20 protein-coding genes are annotated in these 21,226 nt (G+C 63.0%); 2 read left to right on the forward strand and 18 right to left on the reverse strand.

Annotated features, from left to right (window positions below):
* Window positions 1-15: 15 nt before the first annotated feature.
* From hflC to ndk, 13 genes are all read right to left on the reverse strand, one after another.
* On the reverse strand, window positions 16-918 hold the full coding sequence (gene hflC / locus RMET_RS10505) for a protease modulator HflC (RefSeq protein WP_011516811.1): 903 nt from the start codon (window positions 916-918) through the stop codon (window positions 16-18).
* An 11-nt stretch (window positions 919-929) separates the two neighbouring features.
* Complete coding sequence (gene hflK / locus RMET_RS10510) at window positions 930-2,273, reverse strand: FtsH protease activity modulator HflK (protein WP_011516812.1); 1,344 nt, start codon at window positions 2,271-2,273, stop codon at window positions 930-932.
* Between the two features lie 105 nt (window positions 2,274-2,378).
* On the reverse strand, window positions 2,379-3,614 hold the full coding sequence (gene hflX, locus RMET_RS10515) for a GTPase HflX (protein ID WP_011516813.1): 1,236 nt from the start codon (window positions 3,612-3,614) through the stop codon (window positions 2,379-2,381).
* A 223-nt stretch (window positions 3,615-3,837) separates the two neighbouring features.
* A complete protein-coding gene (gene hfq, locus RMET_RS10520; protein WP_011516814.1) occupies window positions 3,838-4,077 on the reverse strand; it encodes an RNA chaperone Hfq in 240 nt (79 codons plus the stop codon).
* Window positions 4,078-4,285: 208 nt separating this feature from the next.
* Window positions 4,286-5,629 carry a ribosome biogenesis GTPase Der gene (gene der / locus RMET_RS10525; RefSeq protein WP_011516815.1) on the reverse strand — a complete coding sequence of 448 codons (1,344 nt, stop codon included), beginning with the start codon at window positions 5,627-5,629 and terminating at the stop codon, window positions 4,286-4,288.
* Window positions 5,630-5,860: 231 nt separating this feature from the next.
* Window positions 5,861-7,012, reverse strand: a complete 1,152-nt coding sequence (bamB, locus tag RMET_RS10530) for an outer membrane protein assembly factor BamB (RefSeq protein WP_011516816.1) — start codon at window positions 7,010-7,012, stop codon at window positions 5,861-5,863.
* Window positions 7,013-7,045: 33 nt separating this feature from the next.
* Window positions 7,046-7,678, reverse strand: a complete 633-nt coding sequence (locus RMET_RS10535) for a YfgM family protein (RefSeq protein ID WP_011516817.1) — start codon at window positions 7,676-7,678, stop codon at window positions 7,046-7,048.
* An 83-nt stretch (window positions 7,679-7,761) separates the two neighbouring features.
* On the reverse strand, window positions 7,762-9,105 hold the full coding sequence (hisS, locus tag RMET_RS10540) for a histidine--tRNA ligase (protein WP_011516818.1): 1,344 nt from the start codon (window positions 9,103-9,105) through the stop codon (window positions 7,762-7,764).
* A 54-nt stretch (window positions 9,106-9,159) separates the two neighbouring features.
* Window positions 9,160-10,452, reverse strand: a complete 1,293-nt coding sequence (ispG, locus tag RMET_RS10545) for a flavodoxin-dependent (E)-4-hydroxy-3-methylbut-2-enyl-diphosphate synthase (RefSeq protein ID WP_011516819.1) — start codon at window positions 10,450-10,452, stop codon at window positions 9,160-9,162.
* A gap of 48 nt (window positions 10,453-10,500) precedes the next feature.
* Window positions 10,501-11,556, reverse strand: a complete 1,056-nt coding sequence (locus tag RMET_RS10550; protein WP_011516820.1) for a RodZ domain-containing protein — start codon at window positions 11,554-11,556, stop codon at window positions 10,501-10,503.
* Window positions 11,549-12,325 carry a type IV pilus biogenesis/stability protein PilW gene (gene pilW, locus RMET_RS10555; RefSeq protein ID WP_011516821.1) on the reverse strand — a complete coding sequence of 259 codons (777 nt, stop codon included), beginning with the start codon at window positions 12,323-12,325 and terminating at the stop codon, window positions 11,549-11,551. The genes RMET_RS10550 and pilW overlap by 8 nt, the downstream gene beginning before the upstream one ends.
* On the reverse strand, window positions 12,322-13,476 hold the full coding sequence (rlmN, locus tag RMET_RS10560) for a 23S rRNA (adenine(2503)-C(2))-methyltransferase RlmN (protein WP_011516822.1): 1,155 nt from the start codon (window positions 13,474-13,476) through the stop codon (window positions 12,322-12,324). The genes pilW and rlmN overlap by 4 nt, the downstream gene beginning before the upstream one ends.
* A 49-nt stretch (window positions 13,477-13,525) precedes the next feature.
* A complete protein-coding gene (ndk, locus tag RMET_RS10565) occupies window positions 13,526-13,951 on the reverse strand; it encodes a nucleoside-diphosphate kinase (protein WP_011516823.1) in 426 nt (141 codons plus the stop codon).
* 340 nt (window positions 13,952-14,291) lie between these two features.
* On the opposite strand from ndk, the gene RMET_RS10570 reads away from it, so the two are divergent.
* A complete protein-coding gene (locus tag RMET_RS10570) occupies window positions 14,292-14,999 on the forward strand; it encodes a Bax inhibitor-1/YccA family protein (protein ID WP_011516824.1) in 708 nt (235 codons plus the stop codon).
* 65 nt (window positions 15,000-15,064) lie between these two features.
* Here RMET_RS10570 and rlmD read toward each other — a convergent pair whose 3' ends face one another.
* The gene (gene rlmD / locus RMET_RS10575) at window positions 15,065-16,540 is read right to left on the reverse strand and encodes a 23S rRNA (uracil(1939)-C(5))-methyltransferase RlmD (RefSeq protein ID WP_011516825.1); all 1,476 of its coding nucleotides are present in this window, start codon (window positions 16,538-16,540) and stop codon (window positions 15,065-15,067) included.
* A 15-nt stretch (window positions 16,541-16,555) separates the two neighbouring features.
* On the opposite strand from rlmD, the gene RMET_RS10580 reads away from it, so the two are divergent.
* A complete protein-coding gene (locus RMET_RS10580; protein ID WP_011516826.1) occupies window positions 16,556-17,410 on the forward strand; it encodes an endonuclease/exonuclease/phosphatase family protein in 855 nt (284 codons plus the stop codon).
* Window position 17,411: 1 nt separating this feature from the next.
* On the opposite strand, the gene RMET_RS10585 is transcribed toward RMET_RS10580, so the two are convergent.
* Genes RMET_RS10585 through RMET_RS10600 form a run of 4 tightly spaced genes read right to left on the reverse strand, consistent with a single transcriptional unit; the run spans window position 17,412 to window position 21,216 of the window.
* Window positions 17,412-18,248, reverse strand: a complete 837-nt coding sequence (locus RMET_RS10585; RefSeq protein ID WP_011516827.1) for a 3'-5' exonuclease — start codon at window positions 18,246-18,248, stop codon at window positions 17,412-17,414.
* Window positions 18,245-19,405, reverse strand: coding sequence for an RNA polymerase sigma factor RpoS (gene rpoS, locus RMET_RS10590; RefSeq protein WP_011516828.1), 1,161 nt, complete (start codon window positions 19,403-19,405; stop codon window positions 18,245-18,247). The genes RMET_RS10585 and rpoS overlap by 4 nt, the downstream gene beginning before the upstream one ends.
* 6 nt (window positions 19,406-19,411) lie before the next feature.
* Window positions 19,412-20,299 (reverse strand): peptidoglycan DD-metalloendopeptidase family protein, encoded by an 888-nt coding sequence (locus RMET_RS10595; protein WP_011516829.1) that lies wholly within the window; start codon window positions 20,297-20,299, stop codon window positions 19,412-19,414.
* Window positions 20,300-20,307: 8 nt separating this feature from the next.
* Window positions 20,308-21,216 carry a protein-L-isoaspartate(D-aspartate) O-methyltransferase gene (locus RMET_RS10600; protein WP_011516830.1) on the reverse strand — a complete coding sequence of 303 codons (909 nt, stop codon included), beginning with the start codon at window positions 21,214-21,216 and terminating at the stop codon, window positions 20,308-20,310.
* Window positions 21,217-21,226 lie beyond the last annotated feature (10 nt).

Below are 21,226 nucleotides of genomic sequence, written 5' to 3' on the forward strand. Positions count from 1 at the left end.
GGTGCGCCATCCACGCTACTTCTTGCCACCTGACGGGGCCGGTGCGGTGTTGCCACCCGGCGAACGCATATAGCGGAAGAAGTCCGAATTGGGCTCCAGCACCATCACGTTGCCCTTGTCGCGGAACGTGTTGCGGTAGGCCTCCATGCTGCGCCAGAACTGGGCGAAGCTCGGATCCTTGCCGAATGCATCGGCATAGATCTGCGAAGCCTTGGCATCGCCCTCACCCTTGACCACCTGCGCATCACGATAAGCCTCGGCCAGCACCACCTCACGCTGGCGATCAGCATCGGCCCGGATTTTCTCACCTTCCGCGGCGCCAGTCGAACGCAGTTCGTTGGCCACGCGCTTGCGCTCGGCCTCCATGCGTCGATAGACCGACTCGCTGATGGCCGGCAGCAGATCCACACGCTTCAGGCGCACATCGATGATCTCGACACCCACCGACTGCGCGTACTCGGCCATACCAACCCGGATGTTCTGCATGACCTGCTCGCGCTGGCCCGCCACCACATCCGCCACGGTGCGCTTGCCGAACTCCTCACGCGCCACAGCATCGATACGCTGCGTCATGCGGTCCTGCGCGCCGCGCAGGTTGCCACCAAACGCCACGAAGAATTTGCGCGGATCGGTGATGCGCCACTTCACGAACCAGTCCACCACCATCGATTTCTTCTCGGCGGTCAGGAAACGCTCGTTGGCTGCGACATCGATCGTCTGCAGACGACGATCCATGAACACTACGTTCTGCAACGGCGGCGGCAGCTTGAAATGCAGACCGGGCTCACGCACGACCTGCTTGATTTCGCCGAAAGCGAAGACGACGGCGTACTGGCGCTGGTCGACCACGAACAGCATCGACGAAGCAACGGCCAGCAGGATAAACAGGCCAATGACAAAGGAAATCAGTCGATTCATGACGGGTCTCCTTAGCGAATGTCGCGGTCGCGGTTGCGCATCGACTCACGTGACCGGATATCCGGCGTGGTCGCATCCGGTACCGCCGGCGCATTCGTGCCCGGCGCTGCCGAGGACGGTGCGGCCGACGAGCCCGGCACCTGTGTCATCAGCTTGTCCAGCGGCAGATACAGCAGGTTATTGCCCGACTTGGCATCGACAAGAATCTTGCTCGAATTGGCGTAGATCTGCTGCATGGTCTCCAGATAAATACGGTCACGCGTGACCTGCGGTGCCTTGGCATACTCGGACTGCACCGAGCGGAAGCGCGCTGCGTCACCTTCGGCCTGTGCCACCACGCGGGAACGGTAGGCCTCCGATTCTTCCTTCAGGCGAGCCGCCGTGCCCTTCGCGCGCGGAATGATGTCGTTCGCATAGGCCTGGCCTTCGCTGATCGCGCGCTCGCGATCCTGGCTCGCCTTGTTGACGTCGTCGAATGCGGCCTGCACCTGCTCGGGCGGCTGCACGCTCTGAACGTTGACGGAAATCACACGAATACCCGTCTTGTAGGCCGTGAGGATCGATTGAATCGACTTGGCCAGCGATTGCGCAATCTGCTCGCGATTCTCGTAGAGCACCGCATCCATCTTGTTGCGGCCGACGATCTCACGCACTGACGTTTCCGCGGCCTGCGTCACGAGTTCTTCGTCGCCACCGCGGTCGGTCTTGTTGAAGAACAGGAATTCGCTGGCGTCCTGGATGTCGTATTGCACCGTGAACCGGACGTCGATGATGTTCTCGTCCTGCGTCAGCATCGACGAGTCCTTCAGGTTGCTGTCCTTGATCGACGTGGCACGACCGACCTCCACCGAACGCACAGCCGACAGGTTTACCACTTCGGCCGACTGGATCGGCCATGGCATACGCCAGTTGATACCGGGACCGGTGGAGTACTTGAACTTGCCGAACTGCAGGATCACAGCGGTCTGCCCTTCCTGCACCATGAAGAAACCGCTGGCCAGCCAGATACCGATCACGGCGGCGATGATCACGCCGATGCCGACATTAGAACCCTTGCCTGACGGGCGCGGGCCACTGCCGAAACCCTGGCCACCACCGCCGTTGTCCTTGCGGCCCAGCAGGCCGTTCAGGCGGCGATTGAAGTCGCGCCAGAGCTCATCGAGATCGGGCGGGCCATCCTGCGGGCGCTGGTTTTGCTGGCGGCTATTGTCCTTGTCTTCATCGTCCTGTCCGTTGCGGCCCCAGCGGGGGTCGTTCAGCGAGAAGATGGCGCGCAGGCGCGGCCAGCGCGCAAACCGCAGGGCGCGGCTGCCTGGCACGATGTGCGGGTCAGGATTCCGAGGGAACAGGGGCATGAAGAGCACGGGTCCGGGAAGTTTGGATCAGAGGGATTCTAGCAGCCATCTTGATCACTTTTGCCCAGAATCCCCAATCGGGCGGGGATTCTCGTTCAAAAACGATCAATTGGCACCTTGCTGGCGGGTATCTGGTTCGTCATCGACGTCCCACGGCTCCCCATCCTGGGCGGGCTGCAGCCCTTCCAGCCTTGGATCATAGGGGGCCGGGGCCTCCGGCCGCGACGACAGCCATTGGGCCATCGCGACGATGGCCTCGCGGAGGCCATCCAGCCCCAGGCCATCCCGGGCGGAGACAAACACTTTCGTTGGAACACCGTCTTCGTCTCGCTCGACACGGGGGCCGAGTTCGAGCAGCTCTGGTGCCGCATCGATCTTGTTCATGACCACGATCTGCGGAATGTCCGAGGCGTCGATCTCGGCGAGCACACGATTGACCTGTTCGATCTGCTCGTGGCGCACTGGACTCGATGCATCGACCACATGCAGGAGCAGGTCGGCATGCACGGTCTCGTCGAGCGTGGCGCGGAACGCCGCCACGAGTTGTGTCGGCAGATCCCGGATGAACCCGACGGTGTCGGACAGCACCACATTGCCGAATCCGTCGAGAAACAGGCGGCGCGAGGTCGTATCGAGCGTGGCAAAAAGCTGATCGGCCGCATAGGCCCGCGCCTTGGTCAGCGCATTGAACAGCGTCGACTTGCCGGCGTTCGTATATCCGACCAGCGAGATACTGAGCGTGTCATTACGGGCCCGGGCGCGGCGCTGCGTATGGTGCTGGCGCTGCAGGCGCGCCAGATCGGACTTGAGTCGTTTGGCTCGATCATCGAGCATCCGCCGATCCAGTTCGAGCTGTCGCTCGCCAGGGCCGCCGCGCATCCCGATACCACCCTTCTGCCGTTCCAGGTGGCTCCACGCGCGAACCAGGCGCGACGCCTGGTACTGCACCTGCGCCAGTTCCACCTGCACCTTGCCGACGTGGCTCTGTGCACGCTGACCAAAGATATCCAGGATCAGACCGGTTCGGTCGATCACATGACGCCCCAGGAATCGCTCCAGGTTGCGCTGCTGGGCAGGACTCAAGGCGTGGTTGAACACCACCACATCGGCATCCAGCGCGTCAGCGGCCTGCCGCAGTTCCTCGGCCTTGCCGGATCCGATGAAGAGTGCCGGATCGGGGCGCGAACGCTTGCCGGTCAGCGTGTGCACAGGCACCGAGCCGGCCGTGGTCGTCAACAGCGCCAGTTCGGAAAGGCTTTCCTGGAAGTCATGCTTGCCGAAGTCGACGCCAACCAGGATGGCACGGGTCGGTTCGGTCTGGGAGGTAGCTCTGGGTTGCAAGCGGATGGACGCAGTGCGCCGAAGGGATCGTTGTTAAGACAAAATCTGGCCGCGTTGGCGCAGCCTGCCGCCCCCGGACGCCGTAAGGCTCGGGACAGGTTCAGGTTGCAAGCGGGAAGCGACGGAAGGGTTCGCCCGTTCCGGGCGGAAAAGACGGCTGACAAGCCGAGGCACGCGATGCGACGGCCGCACGGAGATGCGGCCGCCCATGGGAGAGGAAAAATCAGCTCTCGGAAGAATCATCCACACGGAAATTGACGGCGCGCGCCGGCACGACAGTGGAAATCGCATGCTTGTAAACCATCTGCGTCACAGTGTTGCGCAGCAGGACGACGTACTGGTCGAACGACTCGATATTGCCTTGCAGCTTGATGCCATTGACGAGGTAGATGGAAACTGGCACGTGCTCTTTGCGCAGCGCATTCAGAAACGGGTCTTGTAGCAATTGCCCTTTGTTGCTCATGGCACACTCCAAATTTATAGATTTAGTGATGGATCATGGGGACGAAAATCCCCGGTTCAAGCCAGTTGGCGCAAGATGCGCCAAAAAAAGATCAAAAACGGTACCAGGCTGGCATCTACGAGCAGGGTTTCCCCGCTACCGTGAATTTAGCCGCAGTTCCAAACGAACGCAAACGAAACTTGGCGGCAAAACCTGTCCCTTTTCCTGGTCAATCCTTCGATTCGGCGTACGGGTTTTTGTTCGTACGAAATTCGATCCGAAGCGGTGTTCCCTTGAGTTTGAACGCCGTGCGGAAGCGGTTCTCGAGGTAGCGCCGGTACGCGTCGGTCACGCCGGACAGCGCGTTCCCGTGCACAACGATGATCGGCGGATTCGATCCACCCTGGTGCGCGTAGCGCAGTTTCGGGCGGGACACGCCCACGCGCTTCGGCTGCTGGAACTCCACCGCTTCCTGGAGCACCCGCGTGATCTGCGGCGTCGGAAGCTTGATCATCGCAGCGGCGTACGCGTCGTCCACCGAGCGCAAAAGCGCGCCAATGCCGGTGCGCTCGCGGGCGGATACGAAGTGGATGTTCGCGAAACTCAGGAACTGCAACTTGCGCTCCAGGTCGTGCTTGACCCGGTCGCGCTGATGGCCGTCCAGGCCGTCCCACTTGTTCACGCCTACCACCAACGCCCTGCCCGACTCCACGATGAACCCGGCGATATGCGCGTCCTGCTCGGAGATATCCTGCTGGGCATCGAGCAGCAGCACCACCACATTGGCGTCCGCGATCGACTGCAGCGTCTTGACCACCGAGAACTTCTCAATCGCTTCGAACACCTTGCCGCGCTTGCGCAGGCCAGCCGTGTCAATCAGCGTGTAAGGCTTGCCGCCACGCTCGAACTCCACATAGATAGCGTCGCGCGTGGTACCCGGCATGTCGAAGGCAATCACGCGCTCTTCGCCGATCAGGGTGTTCACGAGCGTGGACTTGCCGACGTTCGGGCGACCAACGATGGCGATCTTGACGCCGTGCTGGCCGGCATCTTCCTGATCTGCCAGTTCCGGACGCTCCTGAACGGCCAGGTCGAGGGCTTCATCGACCAGTTCGCGCACGCCGTCGCCATGCGTCGACGAGATCGCGTACGGATCACCCATGCCCAGTTCATAGAAATCCGCGGCCACCGAGGTGTACTTCATGCCCTCGGCCTTGTTGATCGCCAGCATCACGCGGCGACCTGTCTTGCGGAGGTAGTCCGCGATGACACGGTCCTGCGGCGCCAGCCCCAGGCGACCATCGACGAGAAAGATGACGACATCCGCTTCCACCACGGCCTGGCGCGTCTGCTTGGCCATTTCGGCCACGATGCCTTCCTTGGCCACCGGCTCGAAGCCCCCGGTATCGATCACGATGAAGGGGCGATCGCCGATACGGCCCTCGCCGTAATGGCGGTCCCGTGTCAGGCCCGGCAAATCGGCGACGAGCGCGTCGCGCGAGCGGGTCATGCGATTGAATAGCGTCGACTTCCCTACATTGGGACGGCCGACGAGTGCGATAACTGGTTTCATTCAATAAACGGAAACAGGGGGCGGCTCGCGCCGTCCCCCAGCTATTCCGGAGTCATGTTGATCCGACAACCATCGTGCCTATGCACGTCTGGCCGCTTTTCCTGTCGGCGGAACCGGAGCCTTGGGCCCGATTCCGCAGTTTTTGGCACGACCAGGGATCATGCTACCGGATTGGCGCCGCCCGTGCGACAGGGGCACGGGCGGCGTTGGGTGCGTTACGTGCGCTGGCGATCAGTCCGGCACGAAGCCGTAAATATCGCCATCGCGGGTCTGGACCACCAGGGTCTGACCGGCCATGACCGGCGCCGCGGTAACCGCGCTGCCGTCGGTCTTCATACGGGCCAGGATCTTGCCGTCTTCGCGCGACAGGAAGTGGACGAAGCCCTCGAAGTCGCCCACCACCACCGAGCGGCCCACGGCCACGGGCGCACCGAGACTACGGTACCGCAGTTCAGTGTTCTTCCAGCGTTCATTGCCGTTCTGGCGATCGAACGCGTACACCGCCGACGTCTCGTCGCTGGCATACAGCGAAGTATCGTCCTGTGCCAGCCCGCTTGGCGACGAGAAATCCTTGCCCCATTGCGGCTGGCCGTTGGCGAGCTCCAGGCACGACACGCGCCCCTGGAACGTCGTCGCGCACACCTGGCGGCCATTGACGGCCGGCACGCCGGTCACATCATTCAGACGCTCGATCTCCGAGACGCCCTTTGGGTACGACACGGTGCTTTCCCACCGCAGCGCGCCATTGCCCGGGGCGAGCACGCCGAGCTTGCCGCCCGGGAAGCCGGTGACGATGCCGTCGCCGGCAAACACCATGCCCATGGCCGCACGCAGGTTCAGCGGGGTCTGCGTGCGCTGATAGATCCAGCGTCGCTCGCCCGTCGTGGCATCCATGCCGATCAGGCGCGTATCGGTGGTACGAACGATCACGAGACCGTTGCCAACCAGCGGGGCCGACAGCACCTCACCATTGACCTGTTTCTTCCAGATCTGCTTGCCGCTGGTGTCGAACGCGTAGATCGCGCCCTTTTCACCCGCCACGGCCGTCACCGTACCGTCGGTGCCGGGGCCGGACGTCAAGTCCAGATCGGTCTTCGCCTTCCAGCGCGTCTGGCCGGTTGCGCCATCGAGCGCCAGCACGGTGCCGCCGTTCGACGACACATAAACCGTATTGCCCGACGCCACCGGCGACATCACGTACGGGCCACCCTTGCCCACGTCGGCCTTCCAGGCCTGCTTGACCGACAGCGTCGCCGCAATCGGCTTCAGCTCCGTGGGCGGATGCTTGTTTTCCTTGCTGAACAACGAGCAGCCTGCCAGCAGGCCGAGACAGGTGCCGGCAACGATCGTGCGGGTGGCGGCTACGCGAAGCAATGACGTCATACGGTGCAATCCTTAGTAAGGAACTGGGGCCGCTCAGGCCGCGCCCAGCGCATCGAGTTTGAACTGGATGATCTGGCGCATGGCCGCCTCACCGCTGCCGAGCTTGTCGAGCGCGCTGCGATAGGCGGTACGCGCTTCCTCGCGCTTGTCCTGGGCGGCCAGCAGATCGCCACGACGGTCTGCGAACAGCGCAGCGTAAGGTGCGGCCGGCTCGTCCTTGAGCAGCGCCAGACCCTGGTCATAGGCCTTCTCGTCCAGCAGCACGCCAGCCATGCGCACACGGGCCAGCGGCGCGTAGTCGTCACCGCCATGGTCGATTGCCCACTGGAGCTGGGTCTTGGCGCCAGCCAGATCACCGGCTTCGTACAGCACCTTGGCCGCGACCAACGCGCTCATCGGTCCATAGGCGGTACGACCAAACTTCTCTTCGAGGTCGGTAGCGGCGCGCTTCACGCGGTCGGCGTCGCGGCTTTCCGCAGCCTTGGTGACCTGCTCATACAGCAGCGACGCATCGCGCGCCTGCACGCGCTGCCAGTAACCCCAACCACTCCAGGCAGCCAACCCGAGCAAGATGACAATCAACGCCCAGGTGACAGCGTTGCCATACTGTTTCCACCAGGCCTTGAGACTCTCAAGCTGTTCCTGTTCTTCTAGATCGTAAGCCATGTCGAGGCAGTTATCTGCTTAGGTTGAATATAACCGGCCGCCGTCAGGGACAACGACCGGGTGCTGCGATAGGGAACGGCAGATTATTGCTCGTCGTCGCCTTCGATCTCATCGACCATCGCGTCGATGATGAATTCGACAACCTGCTCGGCCGGCACAGTGGTTTGCTGGCCACCTTCGGCCACATTGCCGCCGCGCAGTTGCTTGACCTGCACCGTGCCCGCGGCGATTTCGTCGTCGCCAATGATAACTGCAAAGGATGCGCCACTTGCATCGGCACGCTTCATCTGCGACTTGAAGCTCCCGCTCTTGCCGTCCGGCGTGGCATGGAGGACCACGTCCAGCCCGGCGTCACGCAGGCGTTCGGCAGCGATCATTGCCTGCTGGTTCGCCAATTCACCCTGGTGAACCATGTAGACGTCACAGCCCTGCGTATCCGGCACCAGGTTCTCTTCGCGGATCAGTTCGATGATCCGCTCGATGCCCATTGCCCAGCCGCAGGCCGGCGCAGGCTTGCCACCCATCTGCTGGATCAGCGGGTCATAACGGCCACCGCCGGCGATCGTGCCCTGGGCACCCAGCTTGTCCGTGATCCACTCGAACACGGTCAGGTTGTAGTAGTCCAGGCCGCGCACCAGACGCGGGTTGATCTTGAACGGAATATTGTTGGCCAGCAGGATCCTCTGAACGCCCTCGAAGTGAGCGAGCGACTCCTCCCCGAGGAAGTCGATCAGCTTCGGTGCATTGGCGGCCATCTCCTGCAGCGCCGGATTCTTCGTGTCCAGCACCCGCAGCGGGTTCGTGTACAGACGACGCTTGCTGTCCTCATCGAGGATGTCCTGGAAGCCTTCCAGGTACTTGATGAGCTGCTCGCGATGCGCGGCGCGCTCATGCGCCTGGCCCAGCGAGTTCAGTTCGAGACGGACGTTGGTCAGCCCGAGGTCGTCCCACAGGCGCTGGCACATCAGGATGATTTCCGCGTCGACGTCCGGGCCGGCAAAGCCGAGCGCTTCCGCGCCGAGCTGGTGGAACTGACGATAGCGACCACGCTGCGGGCGTTCGTGACGGAACATCGGGCCGATGTACCAGAGGCGCTTGGGGCCGTCATACAGCAGGTTATGCTCGATCGTCGAACGCACGGCCGCAGCAGTGCCCTCCGGACGCAGCGTCAGATTCTCGCCGTTCAGGGAATCGGTGAAGGAGTACATCTCCTTCTCGACGATGTCGGTGACCTCGCCGATACCGCGCACGAACAGCTGGGTATGCTCGACGATCGGCGTGCGGATCTGCTGGTAGCCATAGGCGCGCAACATGCTGCGCGCCGCGCTTTCGAACATATCCCACAGCGGGGCGTCAGTGGGCAGCATGTCGTTCATGCCCTTCACGCCCTGCAGTGCCTTGACGGCCTTCGTCTTGTCTTCGCTCATGTCTGATTTGTTGTTACGGTGATGCCCGATCCTTGCGCGATGGCGCCGAATCGATCAGGCCACCGCTTCTTGTGAAGCCTGTTTCGCGTCCGGACCGTAGTGCGAACGTACATACTCGTCGACGATCGCCTGGAACTCCTGCGCGATGTTCTCGCCGCGCAGGGTCTTCACCTTGACGCCGTCCACGAACACCGGCGCCGCAGGCGATTCGCCCGAACCCGGCAGCGAAATACCGATGTTGGCGTGCTTGCTTTCGCCAGGGCCGTTGACGATGCAGCCCATCACTGCCACATCCATTTCTTCCACGCCCGGGTAGGCCGTCTTCCAGACCGGCATCTGCTCGCGCAGATACGACTGGATGCTTGCTGCCAGCTCCTGGAACGTTGTGCTGGTGGTGCGACCGCATCCCGGGCACGCGATCACCATCGGCGTGAAGTTGCGCAGCCCCATCGTCTGCAGGATTTCCTGGCCGACGTAGACTTCCTTCTCGCGCGGCGCGCCGGGTTCCGGCGTCAGCGAGATCCGGATCGTGTCGCCGATACCTTCCTGCAGCAGCACCGATAGCGCAGCCGTCGACGCAACGATACCCTTGCTGCCCATGCCGGCTTCAGTCAGACCCAGATGCAGCGCATAGTCGCAGCGGCGCGCCAGCTCGCGGTATACCGCGACCAGTTCCTGCACCTGCGATACCTTGCACGACAGAATGATCTGATTGGCCGGCAAACCGATCTCTTCAGCCTTCTGGGCCGACTCGATCGCCGACGTAATCAGCGCCTCTACCATCACGCTTTGCGCGGGCCACGGCTCGGCGCGCTGGGCGTTTTCGTCCATGATGCGTGCCAGCAAATCCTGATCCAGGCTGCCCCAGTTCACGCCGATACGCACCGGTTTGTTGTAGCGGCACGCCATCTCGATCATCTCGGCGAACTGCTTGTCGCGCTTGGCACCCTTGCCGACATTGCCGGGGTTGATCCGGTACTTCGAGAGCGCCTGCGCGCACTCGGGGTAGTCATGCAGCAGCGTATGGCCGTTGTAGTGGAAGTCGCCCACCAGCGGCACATCCACGCCCATACGGTCGAGTTGTTCGCGAATCGCCGGCACGGCCGCGGCGGCTTCCGGCGTATTCACCGTGATACGGACAATCTCCGAACCGGCGCGTGCCAGTTCCTTGATCTGGATTGCGGTGCCGATGGCATCCACCGTATCGGTGTTGGTCATCGACTGCACGCGCACTGGCGCGCCGCCGCCGATCGTCACGATGTTGTCGCCCCACACAACACTGGCCTGGCGCGAAACGCGACGCGGCAGCGGGCCCGGGATCACGGGCTGGAAAGCGTTCTGGTTCATTGCATTACCACCTTTTCTTGCATGGCTGGCCGCGCCACCCGCAGCGCATTACTGCAGGGTCAGGCGGGCCACATTATTCCGGTTGGACGCCTGGAAGTTCACTGCTGCACCATTGTGCGTCAGCGACTCAACGCCCTTCACATTCCCGAGAATGATCTTGTAGGGCCCACCCGCGCCACCACCCGACACGGTATCGCCAGCCTTGGCGGTACCGCCAAGAATGACCTTGCCGGTGCGGTCTCGTACTTCATACCAGCTATCGGCCGAGAAACGGATCTGCACAGCACCCGCACTGTCGCCCTGCGCAGCGGGAACCGTGGCAGGCGGCGTAGCGGCTGGCGTCTTTGCCGCCTCGGCGGGAGCCTCTCCACCCGTGACCATCGGCAAACCCGCCGACATGGTAGCCGGGGCCGGCGTGACGGCCACGGACTGCGCGGCCGATGCCGACGCAGTCTCGGACGGTGCTGGCGAGTCGTTGCCGGTCATCACCGGCGGCAACGCTGCGCTCACCGTGCCATCGTTATTGCTCTGCTCCTGGGCCCGCTCCTCGGCAACAGCCGGTTTGGGCGCCTCGGCCGCGGCCTTGCTGCGGGCCTCGACCCACGCCTTGGCATGATCAAAGCCGAAATATCCGCCAACGCCGATCAAGGCCAGCACGCAAACCAGCCAGACCCAGCGCCCACCGGCACCACCGCCAGTACCCTTCGAACCGAAGCGCTTGCGATCGTCGAAAGCCTGATTGAGTGCGCCCTCATGACGCTGCGTAATCCCGGTAACCGGCGTGGCCTGAGCCTGCGCGTGATAGCGCCCCAGCAACCCGTCGATATTCACCTGGAGCGTCCGCGCGTAAGCACGCATCACACCCTTCGCGAACGTCACATCGGGCAGGCTCGATACATTGCCCGACTCAATGGCGACGAGCTTCGACGCTGCCACCTTCAGTCGTGCACTGACATCTTCCAGAGAAAGCCGCTGCGCCTCGCGAGCGTCTTTCAATTTCGCCCCGATCTCGCGGGCAACAGCCTCGCGGTCGGAGTCTGTCGCGCCACCGCCGACGTGACCCGTCGTCGCGGCCTGGCTGTCGGCGCGCTCTTGTTCACTCATCCCAAGCTCCTCTCTCGTATGCGGTCAACTCGCGCGAGTCGGGGAACCGGCTGCGCAGTTGTGCCGTGAGTGCGTTCTGTGTTTCGGTATCGCCCTGTCGGCGGGCGATGCGCGCACCCAGCCAGAGGGATTGCGCGCTGGCAAAGCGGCTGCTGTTGACGCGGCCAACGTAGTCCTTGGCCTGCGGCATCTCCCCGCGTTGGAAACTGAGCTGCGCGAGGTTCGTCAGCAACGCCGGATCATTGCGGTCGTAGCCATAGGCCGTCTGGAGACTCTTCTGCGCCGAAATCAGGTCGCCATTGCGCATCTCGCAGGCGCCCAAGTTCGTCAGCGGCTTGACGGGGCCATTCATGGACGGCGCCTGCACCGCGCGCTGCAGCATGGCCTTCGCCTCTGCGTAGCGGTTGTTCTGGCACAGGAACCAGCCGTAGTTGTTCAACACGTCCGGGTCGCTGTCACGCATGCTCAGCGCGGTGCGGAAACTGTCTTCGGCCAGGGCGGTCTCGTTCATGCCCATGTAGACCAGCGCCCGAACGTGATAGGCGTCGACCAGCGTCGGATCGATATTGATGGCCTGCTTGACCTCGTCAAGCGCCACCGAATACTGGCGCGCCTCGAGGTACTGCGTGGCCAGGCGCAGCCTGATACTGGCGCGCTTGTCGGCCGGAGTCTGATCGGAAGCGGTCTTGATGTCCTGGGCGGGTGCAGGCGGCAACGAACAGGCGGACAGCATCAGCCCGAACAGGGCAGCAACGATCAGACGGGTCATGCAGGACGGGCCTCCCGGGGGGCGCCGGCGTCAGCCACCGGCACCAGTGGCGTGATCTTGCCGAACTTGCCGCGCTCGGCCAGACGGGTACGATCCATGACTTCGCCAGCAAGCTGGCCACACGCGGCGTCGATGTCGTCGCCACGTGTTTTGCGGATCGTCGTGACAATCCCCGCATCCATCAGTACCTGGGCGAAGCGGCGAATCTGCTCGTTGTTCGAGCGCTTCAGCCCCGATTCCGGGAACGGGTTGAACGGAATCAGGTTGAACTTGCAAGGCACGTCGGCCACAAGCTTCAGCAGTTCACGCGCATGTTCGACGCCATCGTTGACGCCATCGAGCATGCAGTATTCGAAAGTAATGAAGTCGCGCGGAGCGAATTCCAGGTAGCGGCGACAAGCCGCCATCAGCTCCGCCAGCGGGTACTTGCGGTTGAGCGGCACGAGCACGTCGCGCAGCGCATCGTTCGAGGCGTGCAGCGAAACCGCCAGCGCCACGGGCAAGTCCTTCGACAGACGGTCCATCATCGGCACTACGCCGGACGTGGACAACGTCACGCGCCGACGCGACAGGCCGTACGCATTATCATCGAGCATCAGCCGCATGGCCGGCACGACCGCGTCATAGTTGAGCAGCGGCTCGCCCATGCCCATCATCACCACATTGGAGATGACACGCTCGTCCTTGGGGCCGCGACCCAGCTGGGCACGCATCGCGAACTCGGCCATCCAGAGCTGGCCGATAATCTCGCCGGTGGAGAGATTGCGCGAAAAACCTTGCTTGCCGGTCGAACAGAATCGGCAATTGACGGCGCACCCCGCCTGCGACGACACACACAGCGTGCCGCGCGTGTCCTCGGGGATATACACCGTCTCCACCGCGTTGCCGGCCCCCACATCGAGCAGCCATTTGCGCGTGCCATCGGACGACGTATGGTCCGAAATGGCAGCGGGCGAGCGAATCTCGGCACGCGTCGCGAGCTTTTCGCGCAGCGATTTGGCGAGATCCGTCATGGCGTCGAAGTGGCTGGCTCCAAACTGGTGGATCCAGCGCTGCAACTGCCGCGCACGGAATGGCTTCTCGCCGAGCTCGCCGCAATAGGCAGTGAGCGCGTCCGCGTCGAGATCGAGCAGGTTGACGAGATTATTCATGACGGCAGTTCCAACTTGACTACAGGTTCAGTCGTGATGTCAGAGACAATCAGCGGCTGTAAACGTTCATGCCCGGGAAGAAGAAAGCCACTTCCACGGCAGCCGTTTCCGGAGCGTCCGAACCGTGCACGGCGTTAGCGTCGATGCTGTCGGCAAAATCGGCGCGGATCGTGCCCTTTTCAGCCTTCTTCGGGTCGGTGGCACCCATCAGGTCGCGGTTCTTGGCGATAGCGCTTTCGCCTTCCAGAGCCTGGATCATGACCGGGCCCGAAACCATGAAGTCCACCAGGTCCTTGAAGAACGGGCGCGCCTTGTGAACAGCGTAGAACTGCTCGGCTTCACCGCGCGACAGGTGAACCATCTTGGCTGCAACGACTTTCAGGCCAGCGGCCTCGAAACGGGCGTAGATCTGGCCGATAACGTTCTTGGCCACGGCATCCGGCTTGATAATCGACAGGGTGCGTTCGATCGCCATGAAAAACTCCGAAAAATGAAGGGGTTACAAATGGATTAAACGTGCAATTCTAGCACGACCGCATGACGGTTTCGAACATGCCTGCCAATGCATTTCCGGGCGCGCCCAACGCCGCAGACCGTCAAGCAAAAAGATATCTATAGGTAACTTATTGCCCAGGAATCACGGGAACGGAAGCGCGCGGACCCCGTCAAATGTTTGCGTTTTCGGAAAACAACTATTGAACGGGGATATTGTCCATACAAAGCCCCCTTGCAAATCCGCGGGCGCGATGCCACATTGGCGCTGTGCTGGCCGGGTTGCCCCGGCGCCTCACTGATATCTGATGACAGGAGTCACCATGAACAACAAGCTGAATACCTATGGGTTCGGCAATAGTGCTGCGAGCGTCACTGATGTAGCCGTCCGCAACCGGGTCCTTCGTAATACTTACTGGCTGCTGGCCATTTCGATGATTCCAACCGTGATCGGCGCCTGGATCGGCGTGGTCACTGGTTTCACCGCGATGATCGCTGGCAGCCCGATGATGTCGGCCGTGCTGTTCCTCGCGGTCGCCTTCGGCTTCATGTTCGCCATCGAGAAGACCAAGAACAGCGGCATGGGCGTGGTCCTGCTGCTGGCCTTCACCTTCTTCATGGGTCTGATGCTGGCACGCATCCTCAGCTTCACGCTGTCGTTCTCGAACGGCCCCGCGCTGATCATGTACGCCTTTGGCGGTACCGCAGCGGTTTTCGGCGTGATGGCCACCATTGCCAGCGTGAGCAAGCGTGATTTCTCCGGCTTGGCCAAGTTCCTGTTCGTCGGCGTGATCCTGCTGATCCTGGCCAGCCTGGCCAACATCTGGCTGCAACTGCCGGCGCTGATGATCACGCTGTCGGTGATCGCCATCGGCATCTTCTCGGCGTTCATCCTGGTGGACGTGCAGCGCGTGGTGAATGGCGGCGAAACCAACTACGTGACCGCCACGCTCGCGATCTACCTGGACGTGTACAACGTGTTCGTGAACCTGCTGGCCCTGCTCGGCATCGCAGGCGGCAGCCGCGACTGACCTGCATCTGCCAACGAAAAAAAGCCGCCCTCGGGCGGTTTTTTTCATGGGTGCGCCATGTGGATTCAGTCGCGCTCGAACACCGCGATCGACTCCACGTGCGACGTATGCGGGAACATATTGACCACGCCCGCGCCGGCCAGGCGGTAGCCGGCCTCGTGCACCAGCAAGCCCGCGTCACGCGCCAGCGTCGCCGGACTGCACGACACATAGACGATACGCTTCGGCAGCACGTCGCTACCGGCCTGACTCAGTTCAGCAAGCGCCTTGCAGACAGCCAGCGCACCCTCGCGCGGCGGGTCTACCAGCCAGCGGTCGAAGCGGCCCAGCGCTGCGATGTCCTCGGCGGTCACCTCGAACAGATTGCGGCAGGCGAAGGACGTCTTGGCTGCCAGCCCGTTGTACTCGGCATTGGCCAGCGCACGCGTGGTCAGCACCTCGCTTCCCTCGATCCCCATGACAGATGCACCCTGCGTCGCCAGCGGCAGCGTGAAATTGCCGATGCCGCAGAACAGGTCGAGCAGGCGGTCAGTCGGCTTCGCATCCAGCAGACGTAGCGCGCGACCAATCAGCACGCGATTGATCTGGTGATTGACCTGCGTGAAGTCGGTCGGCTTGAACGGCATCCGGATGCCGAACTCGGGCAGTGTATAGGCCAGCTCCTGCTCGGCCGGATAAAACGGATAGACCGTGTCCGGCCCCTTCGGCTGGAGCCAGAACTGCACCTGATGCTGATCGGCGAAGGCCCGCAGCAAGTCCTTGTCGGCGTCGTTGAGCGGCTCCAGGACGCGCAACACAAGTGCGGTCACCTCCGCACCAACGGCCAGTTCGATCTGCGGCATCCGATCATGGATCGACAGGCCGCCCACCAATTCGCGCAGCGGCACCAGCATTGCCGACACATGCGGCGGCAGGATCTCGCAGTGCGTCATGTCCGCCACATAGCTGCTCTTGCGCTCGTGGAAGCCCACCAGTACTCCACCCTTCTTGACAACGTGCCGCACCGTCAGACGGGCGCGGTAGCGATAGCCCCAATCCGGGCCCGCGATCGGGCGGAACACGACGTCGGGCTTCACCTTCGACAGGTGCCAGAGATTGTCTTCGAGCACACGCTGCTTGATTGCCAGTTGCGCGCGCGAGTCCAGGTGCTGCATCGAGCAGCCGCCGCACACGCCAAAATGCTGGCAACCCGGCTTCACCCGCATGACGGAGGCCTGCTTCACCTCGACGAGATGGGCCTGTTCGTAGCTAGGCTTGCGGCGATAGCTGCGATACGCAACCGTCTCGCCGGGCAGCGCGCCCTCGACGAAAATCACCTTGCCTGGCGTGCCGTCCTCGTTCTCCAGACGGCCGACGCCACGCGCCTCCATGTCGAGGCTGTCGATCTTGACGACGGGATCATTGGAAGCGGCGGAAGCGGCAGATGCCGCTTCCGGGTGGCTTGTCGGATTGGGCTGGGAAGACACGGCTTGAGACACCAGTGGGACCTGTCGTATTGTTTTGCAGAAGCGCGATTGTAGTCCAGTCGCGGCGCCCGACATCGAAGGGGGCAGGCTATGGAACTGATTTCGTGGAATATCCAGTGGGGCCGCGGGGCCGACGGCAAGGTCGATCTCGCCCGCATCGTCGACACCCTGCGTGGAATGGCCGATGCCGACGTGCTCTGCCTGCAGGAAATCACGCGCGGCTTCAGCGACCTTGCCGGCCACCCCGGCCCCGATCAGGTGGCCGAACTCTCCGCCCTGCTGCCGGACTACCAGGTAATCTTCGCCCCCGGCGTCGACCGCACCCACCGTGACGGCAGCCCGCGCCAATTCGGTAACGTAATCGCCACTCGCCTGCCAGTGCGCGAGATCTTCCGCCATGCCTTGCCCTGGCCCGCCGATCCCGATGTCGCGTCGATGCCCCGCGTGGCACTGGAAGTCACGGTGCAGGCCGGCAGTCGACTGCTGCGCATCATCTGCACGCACCTGGAGTATTACTCGACATCGCAGCGCGCGGCGCAGACCGAAGCGTTACGCGACTGGCATGTGCAGGCTTGCGACCACGCGCGCCACCCGGGTCGATCGGAAAACCGGCCGGGCCCGTTCACACCGGAACCCCGGCCGAGCGAGGCGATCCTGTGCGGCGACTTCAACAGCCGGCCGGAAGATGGGGCCTATCTGCGCATGGTCGAAACCTTTGGCGGCGTCACGCCGGATTGGCACGACGCATGGATCCACATGCATCCTGGACAACCGCACGCGCCCACCTGCGCGCTGTTCGACAAGGAACAATGGCCGGAGCCACCCTTCGCCTGTGACTTCGTATTCGTGACGGACGATCTGCTCGGGAATGTGCGCCGGTGCGAGGTCAACGACCGCACCGATGCATCGGACCATCAACCGATCCACCTGACGACGGATCTGTAGGTCAGTCGTCGTCCTCGCTCTCCGGGCTCATCGGCTGGAGTCGGAACGCCCGCAGGTATTCCATCCACTGTTCCCCGTGAAGCTCTGCCAGCGTCTCCTGGGTCAGTGCCACCTCCATATCGAACTCGCGCGGCGTCAGGCCACCGCGCATGAGTTGAAAGCGGCAGTACATCAGGTACGTGTTGACGACATCGGTCTCGCAGTAGTCGCGGATCTCTTTCAGCTTCCCCGCCTGATAGGCTTCCCAGACCTTGCTGCCGTCCATCCCCATCTTCCCGGGGAATCCACACAGCTTCGCCAGATCGTCGAGTGGCGCGCTCGCGCGCGGCTGGTACATCGCCAGCAGGTCCATCAGGTCGAGGTGCCGCATGTGATAGCGGCTAATGTAGTTGTTCCACTTGAAGTCGCGGCTATCGTCGTCGCGGCCCTCGCCCATTTCCCAATAGCGCGGCGCAGAGACGCCGTGAACCAGGCCACGGTAGTGCAGCACGGGCAGATCGAAGCCGCCACCATTCCAGGACACGAGTTGCGGGCTATAGCGCGCAATCAATTCGTAGAACTTCTGGATCAGCGTTGCCTCGCCATCCTCGAGCGTGCCCAGCGAGCCGACATGAAACACCGCCGATCCGTCGCGTTGCGTCCGGCGCAGCACGCACGAAATGGCGGCCACGCGTTGCAGGTAGTGCGGCAGGAAGTCGGAACCGGTCTTCTCCCGGCGGGCGGCAAACGCATGCTCGGCGACTTCGGCGTCGCTCATCGATGCGGGATGGTCATGCAAACGGCGCAGGCCGTCGACATCGGGAATTGTCTCGATGTCGAATACCAGCACAGGGGTCATAGAACGGCGTCCTTGCGTACACCTTGCGAAGCGAAATGCCGTTTGAGCTTGACCAGCGCTTCCTGCTGGATCTGACGCACGCGCTCGCGCGTGAGACCCATTTCCTCGGCCAGCTCCTCGAGCGTGGCCGGCTCGATGTGATTGAGGCCGAAACGGCGCTCCACCACATAGCGATGCTTCTCCGACAGGCGCGCCAGCCAGAGTTTCATCAGGTTTTCCAGCTCGCGGTGGGCCACTTCCTGATCGGGTGCGGCGTTATGCTCGTCGGAAAGGAAATCGAGCAGGCTGGAGCCCGGGTCGAGGTCGAACGGCGTGTCGAGCGAGGTGGTATGTTCATTGAGTGCCAGCACGTCCTGCACCTCGTCCGGCGTCTTGCCGAGCAGGTGAGCGATGTCCTCGAGGCTGGCGTCGCGGCCATCGGTGCCACCTTTTTCAAGATGGCGCTTGGCGCGCAGTACCTGGTTGAGTTCGCGAATCACGTGCACAGGCAAGCGCACGGTGCGTGCCTGGTTCATGATCGCGCGCTCGATGCTCTGGCGAATCCACCAGGTCGCATACGTCGAAAAGCGGAATCCGCGCGAAGGATCGAATTTCTCGATCGCGTGCATCAGGCCCAGGTTGCCTTCCTCGATCAAGTCAAGCAGCGGCACGCCCCGATTCAGATAGCCCTTGGCGATGCTGACCACGAGACGCAGATTGCGCTCGATCATCACCTGACGCGCGGAAAAGTCACCGCCCTTGGCCAGCGTGGAGAAATGGAGTTCCTCCGGCGCGGAGAGCAGCGGCTTGATGCTGATGCGATTGAGATAATGCTGGACCGTGTCGGCGGCGAGTTCCGTGTGCAACACGGTACGGAAGTCATCGGGCTCGGCAGTGGTCTCACTGCTGCCCTCTTCCTCATCCTCTTCGGATTCTTCCTCGTCGCCGTCATCGTGATCGGCGTCGTCCGCATTCAAGTCCGTGTTGCGCAGGCCGACGCGCGAAACTGGCGCGATCGGTTCGTCGGCGACGGGTACCAGTTCGGCGGCCGGATCGTCGCCGAACATTTCCGTGTCGATCCCGCCGTCAGGTCTTGCCACTCCAGCCTTTCCTTCCGGCTGCTTGGGACGACGGGTCCTGCTGACAACTCCGGATGAGACAGTTTTCTGGCGTGGCATGAAACCTCACTGTGGCGGCAGATACCGCATCGGATCGACCGGTTTCCCGTTTTTGCGGACCTCGAAGTGCAGCTTGACCCTGTCAGAATCACTGTTACCCATTTCGGCAATCTTTTGGCCCTTGCGGACCGTAGATTGCTCTGTGACCAGCACCTTGTCGTTGTGCCCGTAGGCCGTCAAGTACGTGTCATTGTGTTTGATGATGACAAGATTCCCGTAGCCGCGCAAGGGGCCAACGTGAATCACTCGCCCCTCATCGGCGGCCAGGACTGCATCGCCCTTTTTACCCGCAATATCAATGCCTTTGTTGCTCTTCTCGTCAAATTTACCGATCAATTGGCCGCTGGCCGGCCAAGCCAGGCGAATATCGGACGCCGGCGCGGAAGCCGATGCCGAAGGCGTTGCTGCCGGGGCTGCCGCGGCCGATGCAGGCGCCGCCGCTACAGCGGCTGGCGTGCTGGTCGTCGCGCCGACAGGCGCGCCTACCGGACGGGATGAATCGATCGGCTGGGACTGGACGACACCCGACGCCACCGGGGCGGTTGCCACGCCAGGCGCGGCGTTCACGTCGGCACCCGGCGGCACCACGCGCAACAGTTGGCCAACCTCTATCTGGTTCGCATTGGCCATATTGTTCCAGCTCGCCACATCCCGATACGACTGGCCATTTTCGAGCGCGATACGGTAAAGCGTATCGCCTCGCTTGACCCGATAGTATCCGGGCGGCGCCGGCTCGGTGGAGGCTGCCTGCTGGGCGCCGGCCGTGGAGGTGCGATCCACCACAGGGGCGGGCATGGGGGAGTTGGCGCAGGCGGCCAGGACGGCCGCGATCGCCACGACGCTTAAACGTTGTCCGACTCGCGCGAAAGAATCCGATTTCACGATGTTGTGCATAGTTCGACTCAGATGGTGCCCGATTTTAAGGGCACAAAGAAAACCGCTTCAAGCGCAGTTCTGTGAAAACGATGCCGGTTGAGGCGCTCGATCAGCAGCAACTGCTGCGTCACGGTCTGCCCGGGCGCGCCAGAGCTGGGCGCGACCACCGGGGCGATCAGCCGCCCGCCGATGGCCAGTTGTTCCAGCAACGCCTGCGGAACCTCCATGCCAGCGGCGGCCAGGATGATCGACGAAAACGGCGCGGCCTGCGGCAGGCCAAGCATCCCGTCGCCGTAATGCAACCGGATGTTTGGCACGCGTAACGGCCGCAGGTTCGCCTTGGCTTGTTCGTGCAGCGGACGAATCCGCTCTATGGAGAACACTTCCTGCGCCACCAGACTCAGCACGGCCGCCTGATAACCGCAGCCGGTGCCGATCTCCAGCACGCGCGCCAGCGCGTGATCGGATGGCATCCCTTCGCGCAGCAACTCAATCATGCGCGCCACCACGGACGGCTTCGAAATGGTTTGCTGATGTCCAATCGGCAACGCGGCGTCTTCGTACGCCTGGGAAGCCAGGCCCGGCTCCATGAACAGGTGGCGCGGCACCGTGGCAATGGCGCCAAGCACCCGCTCGTCGCGAATGCCGCCGGCGCGCAGGCGGGCTGCCAATGCCGCCCGAGCCCGATCCGATGCCATCCCACCCCCGCCAGCCACCGCTGCGGACGCCCGAGCTTCCACGGCACTGCCCGGCGGCGGCGGTGCAACCGGTGGAGCCGCCGGCTTGCGCGGCTTGACGGCCGTCGATGCCGGCGCCGGGGATGCCGCGCGCTTGCCGACCGCAGGCATTCCGGCGGTTCGTGCTGGCGCGGGCTTGCGCTCAACCACCGCATCGAGCGGAAGTGGAAAGCGGGATCGGCGCGGCGTGGAACTCATTTGAACTGGT

This window comes from Cupriavidus metallidurans CH34, assembly GCF_000196015.1.
Classification (GTDB): domain Bacteria; phylum Pseudomonadota; class Gammaproteobacteria; order Burkholderiales; family Burkholderiaceae; genus Cupriavidus; species Cupriavidus metallidurans.